Annotated in this window: 23 protein-coding genes; all 23 read right to left on the bottom strand. The window is 51.3% G+C overall.

The genetic code is table 11. The features are described from left to right. Positions 1 to 9 precede the first annotated feature (9 nt). Positions 10 to 504, bottom strand: coding sequence for a phage tail tube protein (locus tag H8K20_RS12535; protein WP_186488658.1), 495 nt, complete (start codon positions 502 to 504; stop codon positions 10 to 12). After that, on the bottom strand, positions 501 to 926 hold the full coding sequence (locus H8K20_RS12530; protein WP_186488657.1) for a hypothetical protein: 426 nt from the start codon (positions 924 to 926) through the stop codon (positions 501 to 503). Before H8K20_RS12530 ends, H8K20_RS12535 begins: the two co-directional genes overlap by 4 nt. After that, a complete protein-coding gene (locus H8K20_RS12525; RefSeq protein WP_186488656.1) occupies positions 919 to 1,323 on the bottom strand; it encodes a hypothetical protein in 405 nt (134 codons plus the stop codon). Before H8K20_RS12525 ends, H8K20_RS12530 begins: the two co-directional genes overlap by 8 nt. Continuing rightward, on the bottom strand, positions 1,320 to 1,634 hold the full coding sequence (locus H8K20_RS12520; RefSeq protein ID WP_186488655.1) for a DUF6751 family protein: 315 nt from the start codon (positions 1,632 to 1,634) through the stop codon (positions 1,320 to 1,322). Before H8K20_RS12520 ends, H8K20_RS12525 begins: the two co-directional genes overlap by 4 nt. Positions 1,635 to 2,015: 381 nt before the next feature. Then, positions 2,016 to 2,849: a hypothetical protein gene (locus H8K20_RS12515; RefSeq protein WP_186488654.1), complete on the bottom strand. Its 834-nt coding sequence runs from the start codon at positions 2,847 to 2,849 to the stop codon at positions 2,016 to 2,018. Between the two features lie 17 nt (positions 2,850 to 2,866). Next, the gene (locus H8K20_RS12510; protein ID WP_186488653.1) at positions 2,867 to 3,421 is read right to left on the bottom strand and encodes a phage scaffolding protein; all 555 of its coding nucleotides are present in this window, start codon (positions 3,419 to 3,421) and stop codon (positions 2,867 to 2,869) included. Between the two features lie 142 nt (positions 3,422 to 3,563). Further along, entirely contained in the window at positions 3,564 to 3,782 is a 219-nt protein-coding gene (locus H8K20_RS12505; RefSeq protein ID WP_186488652.1) for a hypothetical protein, read from the bottom strand. Continuing rightward, positions 3,779 to 5,239: a phage minor capsid protein gene (locus tag H8K20_RS12500; protein ID WP_186488651.1), complete on the bottom strand. Its 1,461-nt coding sequence runs from the start codon at positions 5,237 to 5,239 to the stop codon at positions 3,779 to 3,781. Before H8K20_RS12500 ends, H8K20_RS12505 begins: the two co-directional genes overlap by 4 nt. Next, positions 5,239 to 6,750: a hypothetical protein gene (locus H8K20_RS12495; protein ID WP_186488650.1), complete on the bottom strand. Its 1,512-nt coding sequence runs from the start codon at positions 6,748 to 6,750 to the stop codon at positions 5,239 to 5,241. The genes H8K20_RS12500 and H8K20_RS12495 overlap by 1 nt, the downstream gene beginning before the upstream one ends. Before the next feature lies 1 nt (position 6,751). Further along, positions 6,752 to 7,996, bottom strand: coding sequence for a phage terminase large subunit (locus H8K20_RS12490; RefSeq protein WP_186488649.1), 1,245 nt, complete (start codon positions 7,994 to 7,996; stop codon positions 6,752 to 6,754). Then, a complete protein-coding gene (locus H8K20_RS12485; RefSeq protein ID WP_186488648.1) occupies positions 7,980 to 8,366 on the bottom strand; it encodes a KGG domain-containing protein in 387 nt (128 codons plus the stop codon). Before H8K20_RS12485 ends, H8K20_RS12490 begins: the two co-directional genes overlap by 17 nt. Positions 8,367 to 8,844: 478 nt before the next feature. Further along, positions 8,845 to 9,294 (bottom strand): sigma factor-like helix-turn-helix DNA-binding protein, encoded by a 450-nt coding sequence (locus tag H8K20_RS14335; protein ID WP_186488647.1) that lies wholly within the window; start codon positions 9,292 to 9,294, stop codon positions 8,845 to 8,847. Between the two features lie 362 nt (positions 9,295 to 9,656). Further along, the gene (locus H8K20_RS12475; RefSeq protein ID WP_186488646.1) at positions 9,657 to 9,905 is read right to left on the bottom strand and encodes a hypothetical protein; all 249 of its coding nucleotides are present in this window, start codon (positions 9,903 to 9,905) and stop codon (positions 9,657 to 9,659) included. Further along, on the bottom strand, positions 9,902 to 10,150 hold the full coding sequence (locus H8K20_RS12470) for a hypothetical protein (RefSeq protein WP_186488645.1): 249 nt from the start codon (positions 10,148 to 10,150) through the stop codon (positions 9,902 to 9,904). The genes H8K20_RS12475 and H8K20_RS12470 overlap by 4 nt, the downstream gene beginning before the upstream one ends. Then, the gene (locus tag H8K20_RS12465) at positions 10,119 to 10,418 is read right to left on the bottom strand and encodes a hypothetical protein (protein ID WP_186488644.1); all 300 of its coding nucleotides are present in this window, start codon (positions 10,416 to 10,418) and stop codon (positions 10,119 to 10,121) included. Before H8K20_RS12465 ends, H8K20_RS12470 begins: the two co-directional genes overlap by 32 nt. Beyond that, the gene (locus H8K20_RS12460; protein WP_186488643.1) at positions 10,405 to 10,647 is read right to left on the bottom strand and encodes a hypothetical protein; all 243 of its coding nucleotides are present in this window, start codon (positions 10,645 to 10,647) and stop codon (positions 10,405 to 10,407) included. The genes H8K20_RS12465 and H8K20_RS12460 overlap by 14 nt, the downstream gene beginning before the upstream one ends. A 371-nt stretch (positions 10,648 to 11,018) precedes the next feature. After that, a complete protein-coding gene (locus H8K20_RS12455) occupies positions 11,019 to 11,387 on the bottom strand; it encodes a hypothetical protein (RefSeq protein WP_186488642.1) in 369 nt (122 codons plus the stop codon). 13 nt (positions 11,388 to 11,400) lie between these two features. Next, a complete protein-coding gene (locus tag H8K20_RS12450) occupies positions 11,401 to 11,628 on the bottom strand; it encodes a hypothetical protein (protein WP_154865206.1) in 228 nt (75 codons plus the stop codon). 103 nt (positions 11,629 to 11,731) lie between these two features. After that, on the bottom strand, positions 11,732 to 12,166 hold the full coding sequence (locus tag H8K20_RS12445; RefSeq protein WP_186488641.1) for a hypothetical protein: 435 nt from the start codon (positions 12,164 to 12,166) through the stop codon (positions 11,732 to 11,734). Between the two features lie 276 nt (positions 12,167 to 12,442). Beyond that, positions 12,443 to 14,263: a DUF927 domain-containing protein gene (locus H8K20_RS12440; RefSeq protein WP_105204561.1), complete on the bottom strand. Its 1,821-nt coding sequence runs from the start codon at positions 14,261 to 14,263 to the stop codon at positions 12,443 to 12,445. After that, the gene (locus H8K20_RS12435) at positions 14,199 to 14,822 is read right to left on the bottom strand and encodes a CHC2 zinc finger domain-containing protein (RefSeq protein WP_186488640.1); all 624 of its coding nucleotides are present in this window, start codon (positions 14,820 to 14,822) and stop codon (positions 14,199 to 14,201) included. The genes H8K20_RS12440 and H8K20_RS12435 overlap by 65 nt, the downstream gene beginning before the upstream one ends. Further along, positions 14,819 to 15,349: an ERCC4 domain-containing protein gene (locus H8K20_RS12430; protein ID WP_243206549.1), complete on the bottom strand. Its 531-nt coding sequence runs from the start codon at positions 15,347 to 15,349 to the stop codon at positions 14,819 to 14,821. Before H8K20_RS12430 ends, H8K20_RS12435 begins: the two co-directional genes overlap by 4 nt. A gap of 2 nt (positions 15,350 to 15,351) precedes the next feature. Further along, positions 15,352 to 15,789, bottom strand: a complete 438-nt coding sequence (locus tag H8K20_RS12425) for a hypothetical protein (protein WP_105204564.1) — start codon at positions 15,787 to 15,789, stop codon at positions 15,352 to 15,354. Between the last annotated feature and the right edge of the window lie 51 nt (positions 15,790 to 15,840).

Raw genomic sequence — 15,840 nt, 5'->3', positions numbered from 1 at the left:
TAGCCCCCCTTACGCACCGGCAGAATAGGTGTATTCTGTAGGTGTCGATGTGCTCTTTAGATCAGCAGAGAATCCAGCGTTTGCCCCAGCCTCTCCGGTCTGATCGTCATTTACAATGATTGCTACTGAGCCTTTTTCGCCTTTGCCGGTGAGCATACTGAAATATACATAGGGTACCACCACTTCATTGCCACGGCCGAATTTTACGGCATGGCTCATGCAAAAGCCCTGGAAGGCATCGCCCTCATAGCGCTCGCCTGAGACGGCAAACGATCTCTGAGTACCGGTCTTGGTCGTGACCAACCCAGTGCGAATATATTGACTGTCAGTTGTTTGGGGGTTAAGTGCCGCCTCGTGACTGGTGATACCGGTCTGTACCACCGTATAGTCGGCCTCTCCGGTTGCCTCTCCGATTTTGACAGCCAGCACGAAATCATCGTTGGTCGCAAAGCCCTCATAATCGGGTTTTGGCGTGATACCAGCCATCAGTTCTGATACTTTCAATGTCTTGCCCCTTTCTGATAATAGGTCAGTTGTAGTTGGATCTGATAACGAGCGGTGTTAGCACCTACCTCGTACAGATAGTGGCTAGAGGTTATCTCTATAGATCTGGCTTGCTGTCCGTCATCTAGTTTCGGATATTTGCGCTGTCGATTCTGATCTTCCACCCAGGTTTCGAGTTGGCTCCAAAAACCACTATTCGCTATGTTTTGAAGCACGTCAGCGCTGTACTCCGACCGCGATGCTACGACGAAACTTGCTGATCGCATGGTGGAGCCATCCATATACTTGGTCAATACAGGTACACCAGGGACCTCTTCCACGGTGTATTCCATAGGTTCAGCACCAAGATAATTGATGCTGAAACGGTCATTTTGGTCAATCAGCGGGCAACTGCGCAGCCACGTGCGCACAGATTCAGTCATTGTTCACCTGCTTTCTGAGAAAAGCTGCCAGATGTTGCAGGTTATCGGCTTTCATACGGTCTCCCCACTGAGGTCCGCGCAAAGCGCCATGCATGCCACCAGGTTTGCGCTTACTATGGTAGATTGACCCAGCATACGGTGTATTCCAGATCAGCTCTCCTTCGCCTATATTGCTGGCGATTTGTGCTGAGTTTTTGGTAGCACCGGTGTCCATAGCGACGTACTTATCGCATAACCGTAGGCACTCCACATCAAAGCGGGCCTGCGCGGTGTTTAGCCGATCCGTCCATTCAGGTCCAAACTGCGGATCCCATTCGATACGGGTAGACACTTTACCACCCTTGGACCGCTGCTCTACCACACATCCTCTTGGAGTTTTGACAATAATCTTGCTCATTTGGCCATCACCAGCCAGTGCGGGTTTAGACCTCTGCGGTTATCGCTATAGCCAATGATGGTGGATGCGATATTTGGGGGAGATGATGTGTTGACCTCACCGCGGATAATGCGGTCGCCTACAGCTATATCAATGGCCATTGTTCCTGGTATGCGTACCTTTACTTCGTTAGCATAGGCAAGCCCCGTCTGCACACTGGTAAGCGTATGCTGGTACCAGTGCGCCGCGTATATCGCATGACTATAGGTATCTACCCCTCTTGCCCCGTCCCACCCTCTATGCCAAATGGTAATTGATCCGTTGGTGGTCATCAGCATACCCCCGTCCACATGAGATTGACAGGCCAAGTAAGATTTTGGCTGCAGACCTTAGCGGATGTAGCCATATCTTGTCCCTCTTGACGCGCCACATAGCTTACGCTATACCCATCGTTGCTCTCGCTTGCTATAGCGCCATGTCCAGTCTGTTCGCTTGTGGCGTCTTGGAGGTGCAGCTCATCTGCCAGCTCGCAGCAGCACCATTTTATCCGGTCTGCCATAATGTCTGGTGCATGGTCTGCTCTGCCAAAAGTCAACTGGTCGATAAGTCTGCTGGCCCGGGCCCCAAAATAGGTATATGCTTCTGCCTCCAACTTCCCGCCATATGTCTCAGTGTAGTAGGAGTAGTCAGCATACAACATCTTTCATATCCCCTTAGCCGCCAATACCAGCGGTTTTCTTGATGTACACAGCAGTAGCCTTGGTGACTTTGTGGTCATAGACTTGGCGCCCCTGAATGGCGGTGGCGCCGATGTACTTACCGCTGCCGTTGATATCCTGGTTATGTACCGGGACAGCCCACTCTTTTACCCGGCAGCACCAGTCAGGATGACCGGCGATAAATTCGGTGGTGGCACTTAAGGTCGCATCCTCAAACACCAGGAAGCCGGCAATCCGGCCCAGAGCACCGGTCTGCTTGACCTCGTCGCCCAGGTTGCTGGCAGAGATAAACTCCGGGCTTTTGAGGATCAGCGAATAGGTCGCAGGAGTACAGGCGAGCCAACGGCGATTATCATTGGGCACCTTAGCCTCACTCATTTTGGTACGCACGTCTACGATGGATTCGTATACGGTGTTCTTGGTCAGAGCAGTCGTATTGCCAAACGTAGTTGCTGCAGCCTCCAAACAGGCGGTAGCATCCTGCTCCATTTGCAGAGCCAGCGAGTAGCCAGCAGAGTCCAGCCGATCGGCTACCAGGTTATCGGGTACGCTGGCAGCGTCGTAGCCGTCCACAATCTCGTTCACAGCATAGTCTTTGGTGATCGCCATGCTGACATAGGCGGTAGAGCCGTTAGTACCAGCAACGCCGTTGGCCTTATCATAAGACTGGACAGATACCTCCGTGTCGCGTACCGGGATTTTTACATTGCCCGCTTTGGGGTCACCTTCGTAGCGATTGTTGAAAAACACGCCGTCTTTTTTGACCAAGGTGTAACGCAGCTTGGCGTCTACCAGTTTGGAATAGCGATCCTGTGCAGTGTGTGCCATAGTATTTTTCCTTTCATCTAATCGATTTTTAAGTTCGGGTTGAGGCGGGCAAAGGCTGCTTCGACGCCATCTTCAGTACCAACCGTACCGCCAGTTCCATGTTCTGCGCCCGTAGCAGCTGTTTGAAGTCCACTGTTCGCAGCGTCATCGCTACCGAATGCCCAACCGTTCTCAGACTGACAGCGTTCCAGTTGGGCTTTGATATCTTCGGCCTGGTTTTTACTGGTTTTCAGTGACTCGATATCCAGCAGGCTACGTATAGCCTTCACATTGCGACCCTTGGCGTCTCGTATTGCCCCGTCTAGCATGGAATCAAAGGCAAACGCCTCTTTTTGGGCCTGCATGTCACTCTGCAGCTTGCTTATCTGCTCTTTCAGGCTGTTGACGTCCACACCCTCAAAAGCTTTCAGCCCGTCCGTTGCAGTTTGCAGCTGCCCTGTCAGGGTCTCGACCTGCGCTTGCAGCTGGTTTACTGGGGCCTTGGCGGCGTTGATGTCAGCACCATTCAGATCCATAATCTTATCGATAGCATCTTTGGCGAGCCCCATAGCCTCTAACTCTTCACGTTTCATTGATCTCCTTCCTGCCTACGCTTTGATAACGCGGGTCGCCTCCGCTTGGCTGGCCAAGTTTTACGCCGTTCCGGGGCAATTTTTTGTATAACAAAAGGGCCCCTACCTTTATGGTAGAGACCCTTACGCTATTAATTTGACACTACGCATATGGCGCTAAGAATGTGAGCAGGTCAGCACAGTGGGTGCCGATCTCGTTTTCTCCAGTACCTTCCTCATTCATCCCGTGGTACGCGATGTGGTCTTCCAGGATATTAACCATTTTCTCTATTTGCTCATCGGTTAAGTCGGTTGATGGGTCAAATGGCAGCGGTACGCTTTTCAAAAAAACCAACTGTTCTTCGTTAAATGGAATTTTCATGTCATTTTACCTCTCTTTAATTTAGCGACTGTCTTTCTTCCTGTTTTCCACACGCTGGTAATATTGCCTGTGTCTGGGTTTATAGCAATAGTAGCACGTTCTCCAATCAGCTTATAGCTTGGCCTTCCCAAATCATCTACCTTTATTTTGCCTTTTTCAAGCCAGCGTGTCAACGCATCTGCTATATCTTCTGCTGATACGGACCTTATTCGCGCTCGTAGATATACATGTTCCGTGCCCTGCAGAACAGTGCCGTCAGGCGCTTTCAATCCATCAAGTGCTGCCCGGAAGCGTTGCATATCGCGCTGGATAGCCGTGGCCTTTGCTGCTTGGCTGCGCCCAAAGCCCAACACCTGTTGACGGAAATTGTCTCCACGCATACCAGTTTGGCTTGAGAAGTCCGCTTGTGTGGCTCTCCATTTAGACAGCCGCACAGATGCTTCACCAACATCCAGTCCAGCGGCCTCCATGGCCTTGTATTCGCGCTTCCAACGCCGAATCTTACGTTCTATTTTGCGCTGTACTTGCGACGCATCATATACGGACAGAGTTTGGCCCTTATATTCCACTGCAGTACTATTTAACTTGTTCAGTTCTCGGCGCGTATAAGAGTTTCTGGACAGGCCCTCAAAATATGGGTAGAAACTGTGTCGGCAATTCCAGCCACAGAGACCGGCGCCTGTCCCATACCCAGTGGTAGATACAAAATCTGGGTATTTGGGGTGATGACCGCTACGGCTGAAAATCTTGCCCTGCCAGGCGGCATGCTCCGGTCTAGCACCGGCGTGTGCAGTGGTCTCCACAAGATCACAGCCCATTTCTGTGGCCCTGGCATCGCTGAGCTGGCCAGCAGTCTGATTTATCCCGGTGAGCACCGCCCGGCGCACAGCTACGTCCAGTTTATCTGTGCGACCTGATGGGTAGGTGATGGCATCCAACCCTTTAGACGTCAGACTTTTGACTGCGCTTCGGATGGCGTCCTGGTAGCTGAATGCACCAGAGATCATGTCCATATACGCTGCATCAAGCGCGCGCTCAAACTGTCGAGTCGCGGTATTAGCTGTTGTACTGGTCAAGTTTTCAAATAGCCCACGGGTCTTTGCTACTCCTGATGACAGTATGCGCTGTAACACAGGACTATTACTGATGGCTAAAGGAGAAAGCCCAGCCGCTCGATAGATCATGTCGTCGTAATATAATGCCTGCTCACCGGCTTCTAGAAAAAGCTGATTGATTTCCCCCTGAGATTTGCCTGTCAGGCGCTGCAGATGTGAGCGAATAAACGCCCGCTCTGCTCCCAACTGCTCTGCCCGCCAAGACTGCCACTTTACTGTATCAGTGACAGACTGCACTTTAGAGATGCGTCGTGCCATATCTTCTAAAATGCGTTCTTCCATGCCCGTATACAGCTCCACTACGCGGTCGGGCAAATGGTCCAGGTATTGTGGGTCTAACATCAGCCATCACCGCCAAAGCCCATGATAGTATCTGGGCTGGCCATTTCAGATGCCGCCTCTTGTACGGCTCTCATAGCCTCGTCTCGGTTCATACCTCGCCATTCCATGTTGTATCTGTACTTAGGTATAAAGCCCTCAAGGGCGTCTCGCATATCCTGCTGACGACGGGTGCCTGCATCTATGATGTAGCTGTCGTCCCAGTTGATGGTTACTGCTGTATCCGGATCTACTGGCTGCCCAAGCACTGCTTTGCCGGCCCACAGCAGAGACCGCAGGATAGACTGTACTGCTGCTTCTATGCAGGTGTGATGTTTGTTTGCGTGCTGTACCATGTCCTGCCGGTCACCTGTGTACTGGGTAGCGGTGGATATATTACCACCATCAAACTGGTAGTGGTGTGTGCCAAGCCCACATTTGAAAGAGAAGTAGTCCAGTGCATCCTGTACGGCTTTGCCGTTGGCATCTACTCGTAAATCGGGGTTATATTCGTAGACATCTTGTTTATCTCCGTTGAGGCTGTCTGTATCACCAGACTGATAAAAAAGCTGCTGTTGGATATCATCGGGGGCAACATGTCTCTCATTGCCCTCTGAATCAATCCAGCTCTGTATCAGCTTTTTGTTGTAGAAGACCTTCTTACCACCGAGATAAATATCGCGATGATAATTGTTAAATGCCACGTCACACTGTTTGGCTTGGTCTATTGCCTCGGCAAACACCGCCATACCGAGCCCAGCGCCACCGTCTATATTTTTTACAGCGGCAGGGGAGAACAGGGAAAACCACGGCACTGCGCTGCCGGTATCTATATAGGGCAGCATGCCGGCCGGCAAGGTGGTAGCCTTGTAGTGGGCCCCATCGCTCTGTTCCTCATCGCTGACAAAATACTCGTTGGTAATGCGATACTGTTTAGTGCCCTTACCGCTTATCAACTGGTGAGTCTGTAAGTATACGCAGCTCTTCCCACCGGTAAATACCTCACTAGCGAACGCCACATCAATGACTTTCCCGTGCCGCACAGTAATGGGTAGGATGCATTCAGCTGGTAGATAATCCAGATATAGCCGTGCGCCCGGCGAGATCTTTATCATGTTATCAGCTACTTGTAGATCCTCGACGCCCATAACAAATGCACCGGTGCCGCTACGCATGGTCAACTCGACCAGAGCATTAGCATTCGGCCAGAAGCGCAGATCTGCCAGCAGTCCACCAGTTTGCTGTTGATCTTCACCCAGCAGCCACACAGCGCTGGTTCTGTCCTGTATCGTGACAGTTGTCCGTTCGTTGAGCAGTAGCCCTGCCCAGTCCTCGCACACGCGTTTGGGCATCCGCATCCGGTACATCTCGCGTTTATGTTTGGCACCATCCAGGCCGGTCTCGTTGTTCGTGTGGAAATTTGGCACATATCCCTGCCAATATTGCTTCCACCTGGCGATATGCGCGTAGTAGCTCCCCTGGATGTTCCACCCTTTTTTCTTGTTAAGAAAAGCAATAAATTGTGTGATGTCCATATCAGCTCAACCTCAAATATCGTTTGTAGTCCCGTTCGATGGTGTACTCAAAGGCGTCTAAGGTGTCAATATCCGTTGTACCGTCGTCAAGACGTTCATCTTTTCCGCTGCCTTTGCTTTTCCAGAGCGCAGAGGCTAAGGCGTCTCTTAGACCTTCGGCCTGGTCGGTATACCAGAATCTTCCGCCGCCCATGAGTATGGCGGTTAAGTGGATCCTATCAGTAATGGAGATTTTGGCGGCGTTGTGTATCCTCCCAGCCAGCCAAGCATATCGAGTAGTCCGTAGATATGACTGTAGGCCGCGTATTAACACCTGCTCAGCACTATCACAATACACAGCATCTATTTTGCCGAGACTTGTAAAAACAGCCTCCGCGAAACATAGAAATGATTGGTAGAGATCATCTGGTGTGGTGCCTTGAGCGGGTATGCGTTGGCTCATTAGCCCAACAGCACCCTGGTACCCTGGCAGTACACCAGTAGCTACAAAAGAATGCGCCGATCCAGTGCCTCCGAAGTCTATGCCGATATGTACACGCCAGATAGGCTTGTTATTAGGCCAGATAAACTGGTTGGATCCAGCCGCGATGCTATCGGCAAAGCCGCGATATATAATGCCTTCTGCGGCCGCCCATTGGCCGAGGATAAAGCGGTTGTAGTACACGGTGCCGGCATATTCCTTCTTCAAGTTTTCGACGAATTCTACCGGGAGAAAAGGGTTATCGTCTATGGTAGATGTTTGACAGTAGGTATCTGCGTCGCTGTCAATGAAAGTTTTTACAAAGTGGTGCGGATCTGCTGGGTTTGCCGTGCCATCGAAATAGCTGTGTGCACAGCGCAATCGGCTTTTAAGCATCTGAAATACATCCTCGTGCCAGGTCGTCATCTCGTCGCCATAGGCATACTCGATGGTCATACCCTGTATACGGGCGACGTGTTTGCGGTTATCTGCGCCAAGTATGTGCACACGGTGCCCAAATAGACGAGCCGTATTGTCACTGCTAATAGCACCAACAAGCTTATCGCCCCATATATCACGCATGGGATCCAGAATATTGCGGGACAGTGTACCTTGTGTATTACCCAGCAGAACGGCGGCGCCTTGCCCCCGTAGGGCCATCAGGCGCTTAGGGACAACTATGGCGTAGTCCAGCCAGCTTTTACCGCTGCCGGTCGCGCCTACTTTGATGTTCCAGCGGTGGCCGCAGCTCTGCAGATATTCTATCTGCTTATTCGATAACGCCATCGATCCCCTCGAGCAGTTCCGCTGCTTTCGTCAATTGGTCGGCCGCCTGATCTTCGCGTGGAACTTCTTCACCCAGCAGCTTGACAATCACTGTAGCTGCCCGAGCATCCCCTTTAGTGGCCTGCTCAACTAACCCCACGATCATTGCCATCTGGTTGTCAATATCGTCGTAGTCAAGATATTTCCGGTTTAGTTTATTGGCCCGCCTGCCATCCGATACAGGTAGGGATAGGTACAGTTCAGCCGCCTCTCTCATGCTGCGTTTGCGGCGACGGGCCGCCCCCGAGGCAATGCCGCCTTTCCTACCACATTCTCGTGCTTCATCCTTGCTTCGCTCACTGAACGGTATAAGGTTTTCATTGTTGGCCACGTCACCACCTCTCCGTCTTTTGCCCCGATCCCATCCCTCTGCCGTATATGCATATCGCGTGCGGCAGCACACCCGTTTTGCAATAAGAAAAGCCCTGCACTTTTGTGCAAGGCTCTCATATGCTTTTCTCATGAAAAAGATGAACAATCGTTGCTGACTTTTTCGGATAGCCCGCAAGACGGACAAGGTACTGCCAGGATAGCATCTACCTATCTATGCGGCCTATCTGCACCATGATATGCCATATGTCTTCTGTCTGACACATGGCACCTCCTGTGTTAAACAAAAGAGCCTACACGAAATGTGTAAGCTCTCAATATATCGTCCTCCACTGGGCCACATCGTTGAGAGGTGCGGGAGGTCCTGTTTAATACTCTGCGTCTCGGCGGTCCGCCTATGGTGCGGTGTCTACTACGCAGGATGGCTTTACTGCGGTACGCTTTCGCGCACTACTTTACGTTACCATTCTACAGCCATCTTAGCACGACATACCACGACATGATTGTATTGCCTCTTTCTGTAGTCTATCTACCTGTCGAGCTGAGTACCCCATTTGCCCGGCTGTCTCCTCAATTGTCAGACCCTCTATGTACCGCAGCCGTAGCACCTGCCTGTGTCTGCTGTCCGGTAGCTTGTTGATCTCGCGCTCTAGGCTGTCTGCTAGGTCCAGTAGTTGATCTCTGCGGATTGATCTCTCTGATAATTTGTGAGATATCTCCAGGCTGTACCTGCGTGCCTCGGTAGCCGTCAGGTCTATCCCCGATACCGTCACACATCCCTCAGTATACGGATACTCCCGAGCAGATGCCTTGACTACATCAGTCGCATAAGGTATGGCATCACGTAGCCGCTCTATATCCGCTGTAAGCTGTGATATCTCTCTGCGCAGGTGTGGCAGCTGAGCCAGCTGGGCTGCTATATCAGGCATTGAGCACCTCCTTGACCAGTCGTCCATAATTGGGATTGTTCCTCGTGATCTCGACTATCTCCGCCATCGTGCCGGGGTATCGAGTATCGCTTTGACGTTTTACGGTCTTTTCTTTTTCTCTTTCTCTCTTTAACCGGCCATAGTACAGCGAATTGCACCGGGCGCTGCAAAACTTCTTCCGTCTAAACGGCAGCACATTGCCGCAATTTATGCACCTGCGCGCTTCGGTGCCCCTGTACTCTGCGGCCCACCACTTTCTTTTGCACTCACGGCTGCAAAATCGCTCTTGCTGGCCCAAAAGTGGAGCGCCACAATTTACACATGTTTTGCCGTTTGGCTCTCTATTCATCCGATTTGCCCCCTTAGAACTTGAATTCTTCCAGCTGTTCAAACTCGATGCCGATAGTTGCAAGGTCCTTGTCCAGTACAAGCAGCATATCGGGGTCATCGTCCAGCTTTTTAGCAATGCGGGCAGCACACTGCATTGTTCTGTACAGGCGTTCTTTGCCGTGCCCATGTGCGTTGTGTTCTGCAATCAGCATCAGTTTCATAGTCTGCCGCACAATGGCCCGGCGCTCTCTGATTTTCATTGACGGCACACGTGCTTTCACTCGGGCACCTCCTCATATGTAGCGGCAAATATATCCGGCTTGCAGGGGTAGTACTCGCCAGCTATGCCGCGGATGATATAGTCTCCAATGCTCGCAATATGGCAGCCCTCCAGCGTCTCGATATACATGGTCTGTGTGCGCTCATCCCAGACTGCATTTTTCCCGGCAAAAGACATTATTTGGCACAGGTTTTCATCTGTATAGCACATAGCCTCAATTATTATCGGCTTTTTTCTGTATTTCATTTGGCACCTCCTCTCTCATCTTGGCGCCGCAGTTGGGGCAGTAGTTAAACACGCCGTGCGGCATACCGTAGTTTTCGCCACACTTAGAGCAGTAGCGTGTTGTTCCAATCAGATACGGCTTTTCAATCCATTGTCCATGCGGTATCAAGCTATCGCGGTCAATAGTCGGCTGCCTGTCTATGATCTGCTGTGCACATACCGCGTCCTGTACATCGCCAAAGTGCTCCCCAAAGTCCTTTTTGGAGGCGTCTGCGTCAATCGGTCTCATGGTACACCCCCTTTGGCTCTCCATAACACTTTTTCACGGTCTTTTTGATCTGCTCTAGCTCGCTTGCAATGTAATGCAGCATAGACAATATCTCTTTTCCGACGTCCGTTTTCTCGCGGAATAATTCGCACGCCTTTGTGTCCTTGTGGCAAATACAGTATTTTTTGTCGCACATCCCGCCGCGCTCTCCGTCAGCATCAAAGTACTCACAGTTTTTACACATTTTCATGGTCTGTCTCCTTTGGCTCTCCGTACGGGCAATAGTAGTCTGCCGGCGTTTGTAATGTACAGCACGGCGAGGGGCCACGCGCGCAGTGCTCTTTGTGCCAATGCTTGCACTCCCCGCACCGCACAATCGGCGGGGCCTGGCGGGTGTTCCAGGCTTCGAGAGTGCGAACGCGTCCAAGCTCCCCGCGGCCTGTGCTATAGTAATCTCGTGTAAATGTGGTATTACAACTCGGACAGCGTATCTCAATACCGCGCAAGTCAGTCTCTGTAATGGTCGGGAACTCATTACCACATTGGCACGGCAGCACAATCCCCTGTCTGGTACACTCCTCCTGTGCCTCTCGGTCGCCCAGCTGGGCGCGACGTACTAGGTTAGTCATGGGCGGGGTCCTCCTCCATTGGCTCGTTCCAGCAGTCTTCACAATCAGCGTTATCTATACAACTTCCCCCATAAATAGTTTTACGGCATGCCGCCGGTGTCCCATAGTTGTCTTTCGGCGCTTTCGGAAACTTGCTCAAAAAGTCTTGCGCATACGTCTTGGCCGGGTGCTCTTTGGCCCACTGCTTGACGATATTTTCCGCCCTTTCCGGGTCGATCAGTTCAATGTCGCTACAGTGGCACTTTAGTCCGTTATTTTGCGGATGAAAAGCGCACTCCCCACAATCTTCCATGCACGCCCGCATTTTTAGGTTGTATTTGACCATCCGCTGTTTGATTTTTATGTACTCGGTAAATTCCATCGTTGTGCTCCCTTTAAATTTCGACGCTATATCCGTGCGATATAAGCCATTTTTTACTGTTGCTTTTCTGCTCAGGTGTTGCACTGTTTATAACCAAAATAGCCTTATGGACTCCAGCCCAGAATATGTCCCCATCGATGGGCGCAGAAACACCGTATTTTTTACAATAGGCTAGGATTTTGCTCTTTTTTAGCGAAAGAAAAGCAGCATCCCGATCTTTTACAAACTGCTTTATATCCATCTATTTTCCCTCCACAATCCAAATCTGCTTGTCCTTCACACCCCACTCTAGGGCCTCTCCATGCGTCTCAACCGCCATATCTATGCGCCGGTCTGTCATCGGATCATGTTTCTTCATTCGCTTCACGTCCTCTTATTTCAGCTAAGACGGCCTGATAAGTCACGTCCTCACCCAGTAATTTGCCCAGGCTATGAGTAGCGGTTGTGAAGAGTTCTTTATATGACATACCACAGCGCACACCCTTTAGGATCCTCGACAAGTCATCTCCTGCCGCAAGGATATTAAACTGATATTGCTTATAGCTGGCTATTTGCTGCATATGCCTGCATCTGGCCAAACGATAGCTGTTTTGCAGCATTTTTCGCTCCTTACTAGCGCGATCCCGCAGAACATGCCCAGCACGCAGGTCAGTATATAGACTGCGCAAGGCCAAGAAGCACATCTGGTCTTCTAAATCTCCATCAGGCATTGGCGCGTTTTGACTGGCGCCCAATTCCAGTAGGCGGAAATCCTTGCGATATGTCAGATCATTATTCACATGTACATCCTCCTTTCTGTGTAAACTGTGTACCTGTGTGTAAATAAAGGTTACACGCTTTTTTTGGCTTATCTATGCGGTTTATAGATGTTTGTGTAAATGTGTAACCATTTCCGATGTACACTAACGCGCGAGAGTGTTTTTTCTGCAAGTGTGCAGATTTTTTTATTTTCTATATAGGGACCCTTTAAAAAGGTCATACAGGTTACACATTTACACAACCGCATAACCATGCGGTTTTTCGGCCCCCTAAGGTTACACAAAGGTTATACACGGTTACACATCTGGCAATAATTCGTCGGTTTCGGGCGCTTCTGCCGGCAAGATCAGCACCACACAGTTGCACGGAGCTCGATTTATGCGCTTGGTCATGGTGTAGCCTTTTTCGCGGGTCTGGATCTTTTTATCCTGTTTAGCCCAGCTTAAAAACGCCTGAGGATTAAATCCCTGCTCTTGGCAAATACGGTTAAAGACGCTGCGTACGATGTAAGCGTGTCCGCGATCAATAGCTCCCCACACCTCATTTTGGTCGCTCTCCCCGCAAAAGCGGTGCCGGTTTTGCACCACATATTCACAGAGGAAGTCATAGCAGCGGCCATTGACATCCACACTGGCTCTAGTGCGTAAAAATTCGGCGATATCAGCCAGAGTCAGGGCTTTGTCGTCAGTAAATATCCATCTGGTCGCCAGCTCGTCAGCGGTCAATAATAGAGCAGCAGCCATGGCCTGTTTCTCGGTGGTATCGCTCTGCTGAAGCTGAACTAAATACCTGGAAAAGAGGCGTTCTGCCTCCTGTATACCAGCCTCATCCAGTTGCTGTACAAATAGCGGACCGGCGAATCCATAGTTTCGCTTTACCGCGTTGGCTGTGCCGCGTGGATCTCTAAATAGCTTTTCTCGGCACTCTACCTCTACAATACGGTTGACGGCGCCACCACCGGATGAGGCGCTGGTGATCGGCATCTCACCAGAGGTAAGGATGCAGTTCTGCCAGGTGGGGGTCTTATCTGTGCCACCCTGCCGGTTTCCCCGGGTGCGGCCCACTCCCTCAGATAGCATATAGATATCTTTATCGAACTCTTTCTTGTCCTTGGCGATCTGCAACTCATCCAGTATCAGCGGCAAGCTGTTGCAAAACGCCGCCGAGCGCTCGCGGCCCACCGCAGTTGAGTTGAATGTGTGTATGTACCGCCCCATCTCCGGACAGGCCCAAACACTGGCCGCCAACATCAGCCCCACCGTTTTGCCGCTCTCAGTGCCGCCCCACAGGTGTACGAAAAAGGGAAGGCAACCCAACGGACCGACAAGTACGCTGGCAAAAGATGCCGCGAGCACGATACGGGCGGTAATGCTGTCCTGAACCCGTGCTTTACGGGCAATATCCAGCCAAGTGTCAAAGCTGCCGGCAGTGCGTACGCTCTCAAAATAGGCGCGAAAATTAGCATCCCCATCAAATACCAGGTTGTCCACATAGGGGGAAAAGCCTTCTCCAGAGATCCAGCCCAACCGGCCGACACTCTGCTTTTCGGGGATCATGTCATAGTTTAGTCCCTCGATATCATGTAGGTAGCGCACCATATAGGCGGCGTTTTCGGAGGTCACCGCCACACCTACATTGGCCAGTTCTAAAATGCTCTGTCTGCTGGCCAGAGTGCGTTTGTCTGCTGTGGTATGGCGCCACTGTCTGCCCTTGCGAAAGGCCAGCACCAGCTTTTCAACCCCCGTGTCGATATTGCATAGGCGCATGACCGGTAGGATGGGGTGATTGCACGCCACGATCTCCCGATAGTCCTCGTCTATGCTCACCCCGTACTCATCAGCCCGCCAGGGGCCTGTCGTGAGCTCTATCTCCTGTCCTTCGAATTGGGTAACAGACATAGCATATACGGGTTGGCTAAGTGCTCGCTGTTTTTTCACATACTCACCAAAGGCTTTTTTAAAGCCGGTGACCCGCACTTTACGCGCCTGCTCACTGACCCGTTGGGTCATGCGCTCCAACACAAATTTGTCGTCAAAAAATTGGTACAGGAACTCATAAGGAGCGGTGCCCTCTAGAAAATCTTCCCGCGTGAATGCCGGGACCTGTATCACCTCCACCTGTTAAGGCCTCCCATCTGTCAAAATTTTCAAACATTTCTAGCCAAAGACCTACAGCCGGGATCCGGTGAAAAGCAAATGCCCATTCTTGAGGAAGTTCCGGAGGTTGGCCGGATCCGTCCCATGTGGGGCGGCATGACTCTGTCATTCGATTCAGCCCCCGAAATTCGGCTAAATAAGCTGCTGTCTGCTGCTGGTAAAGCAGTTTGTCACGCTCCAGCTTTTGTAGCTCTAAGGCCCGTTTTTCTGCGGCTGCTTTGGCCCTGCGGCGCTCTTCTGGGGTGCCTCTGCCACGCAGTAACCCCAGCGAAAAGTCTTCATCCAATCGCACTAGAGCCTGACTATAACTGAGGTCAAAGAGCTGCATCACCAGATCGATAACCGACCCATGTGCACCACATACAAAGCAGATAAAGCGGTCTTGTGTATAGGCAAAGTTCTTGTGTTCACCGCGATGGATGGGGCACGGAATGCGTCCCTTAGGCGATAGCTCCACTCCGTAATAGGACAAAGCCTGCGGGATGCTCACGCGATCTTTTATGATGTCTGCGGCATTCATGTAAACCCCCCTTCCAATCTCTGCCGAGCCCAATAATAGAGAATCCCATACAGGATCCTCCCGCTTTCTTGCGGTCGACAGAACACCACCGTGATACCGTATTTTGCCTGCCAGGATAACAGGCTGGCTGCCAGTGCTTTGGGAGACAGTTGGCTGCGGTATCTGTGGTCAAAGATATCTTGCCAAGTGGCGTTTTCTATGAGTAGGAATACCTTGACCCCGGAGGCGCGAGCGCGCAAGAACTCGGCTTCAAACCGGCGGCGGTCCGCCGTAAAGTTTCCCGCGATCTCGTCAATGTTGGCTTTGCGCTCGATGACAACCTCATCCTGTAGGCTGTAAAAACCACCTGTTCCATCAGGTATCAGGGCAGTGTAGTCTCCAAAATCCAGTTTTCCACGCTGTACAGCAATCTTTTGGCCGGCCAGGGCTGACTCCACATGTTCCCATACCTGTTCTCGCGTATCTGCTAGGATCTCGAGCCTTTTCAGGCGGTCTTTGATCTCTTTTTCACTGTATCGTCTGCGCATGATCAAAAAGGCAGGTCATCATCGTCGAGATCTACCTGGGAAAAGTCGGACACCTGTTGCCGTTGCGGGGCTTCTCCCTGCCATTCGGGCAGATCCGCTTGTCTCTGGGGAGAGATAAAGCGGCGCACCTTCATGTAGCCGTTGTCGTCCTCGATGAGCTTGGCGGCGCCCATGGCTCCGATCCATCCCAGGATCTCATTGTCCCCCTCGGCGATCTTGAAGCTGTCTTTTAGCTCGGTGAGGTTGCGGTTAAACCACTGATTCTTCACGATATAATGCTTGATGGTGATGTCTGAACCGTTGGGCTTTACGGATACGATCAGCATAGGGTTGCCACTGGTGCGACTGACTGCCTCTTGCACTTCGGTGATGACCACACGGTAGTCGCCCGGGGTCAGGTGGTGATACTCTTCTCTTTTGTAGCCGTCAAAAATGCTCATGTATATTCCTCCACTTAATGGTGTGAAAAATCAAATTGTATATGTCTTTCA

Origin of the sequence: Neobittarella massiliensis (ex Bilen et al. 2018) (assembly GCF_014269355.1) — a bacterium.
Lineage (GTDB): Bacteria > Bacillota > Clostridia > Oscillospirales > Ruminococcaceae > Neobittarella > Neobittarella massiliensis.
This window is presented reverse-complemented; position numbering and strand designations above follow the sequence as displayed.

Bases quoted from the DNA above. Each gene is read 5' to 3' on its own strand.
- H8K20_RS12530 (WP_186488657.1), bottom strand. From the start codon at position 926: ATGACTGAATCTGTGCGCACGTGGCTGCGCAGTTGCCCGCTGATTGAC.
- H8K20_RS12525 (WP_186488656.1), bottom strand. From the start codon at position 1,323: ATGAGCAAGATTATTGTCAAAACTCCAAGAGGATGTGTGGTAGAGCAG.
- H8K20_RS12520 (WP_186488655.1), bottom strand. From the start codon at position 1,634: ATGACCACCAACGGATCAATTACCATTTGGCATAGAGGGTGGGACGGG.
- H8K20_RS12515 (WP_186488654.1), bottom strand. From the start codon at position 2,849: ATGGCACACACTGCACAGGATCGCTATTCCAAACTGGTAGACGCCAAG.
- H8K20_RS12510 (WP_186488653.1), bottom strand. From the start codon at position 3,421: ATGAAACGTGAAGAGTTAGAGGCTATGGGGCTCGCCAAAGATGCTATC.
- H8K20_RS12505 (WP_186488652.1), bottom strand. From the start codon at position 3,782: ATGAAAATTCCATTTAACGAAGAACAGTTGGTTTTTTTGAAAAGCGTA.
- H8K20_RS12500 (WP_186488651.1), bottom strand. From the start codon at position 5,239: ATGTTAGACCCACAATACCTGGACCATTTGCCCGACCGCGTAGTGGAG.
- H8K20_RS12495 (WP_186488650.1), bottom strand. From the start codon at position 6,750: ATGGACATCACACAATTTATTGCTTTTCTTAACAAGAAAAAAGGGTGG.
- H8K20_RS12490 (WP_186488649.1), bottom strand. From the start codon at position 7,996: ATGGCGTTATCGAATAAGCAGATAGAATATCTGCAGAGCTGCGGCCAC.
- H8K20_RS14335 (WP_186488647.1), bottom strand. From the start codon at position 9,294: ATGCCTGATATAGCAGCCCAGCTGGCTCAGCTGCCACACCTGCGCAGA.
- H8K20_RS12470 (WP_186488645.1), bottom strand. From the start codon at position 10,150: ATGAAATACAGAAAAAAGCCGATAATAATTGAGGCTATGTGCTATACA.
- H8K20_RS12465 (WP_186488644.1), bottom strand. From the start codon at position 10,418: ATGAGACCGATTGACGCAGACGCCTCCAAAAAGGACTTTGGGGAGCAC.
- H8K20_RS12460 (WP_186488643.1), bottom strand. From the start codon at position 10,647: ATGAAAATGTGTAAAAACTGTGAGTACTTTGATGCTGACGGAGAGCGC.
- H8K20_RS12455 (WP_186488642.1), bottom strand. From the start codon at position 11,387: ATGGAATTTACCGAGTACATAAAAATCAAACAGCGGATGGTCAAATAC.
- H8K20_RS12450 (WP_154865206.1), bottom strand. From the start codon at position 11,628: ATGGATATAAAGCAGTTTGTAAAAGATCGGGATGCTGCTTTTCTTTCG.
- H8K20_RS12435 (WP_186488640.1), bottom strand. From the start codon at position 14,822: ATGAATGCCGCAGACATCATAAAAGATCGCGTGAGCATCCCGCAGGCT.
- H8K20_RS12430 (WP_243206549.1), bottom strand. From the start codon at position 15,349: ATGCGCAGACGATACAGTGAAAAAGAGATCAAAGACCGCCTGAAAAGG.
- H8K20_RS12425 (WP_105204564.1), bottom strand. From the start codon at position 15,789: ATGAGCATTTTTGACGGCTACAAAAGAGAAGAGTATCACCACCTGACC.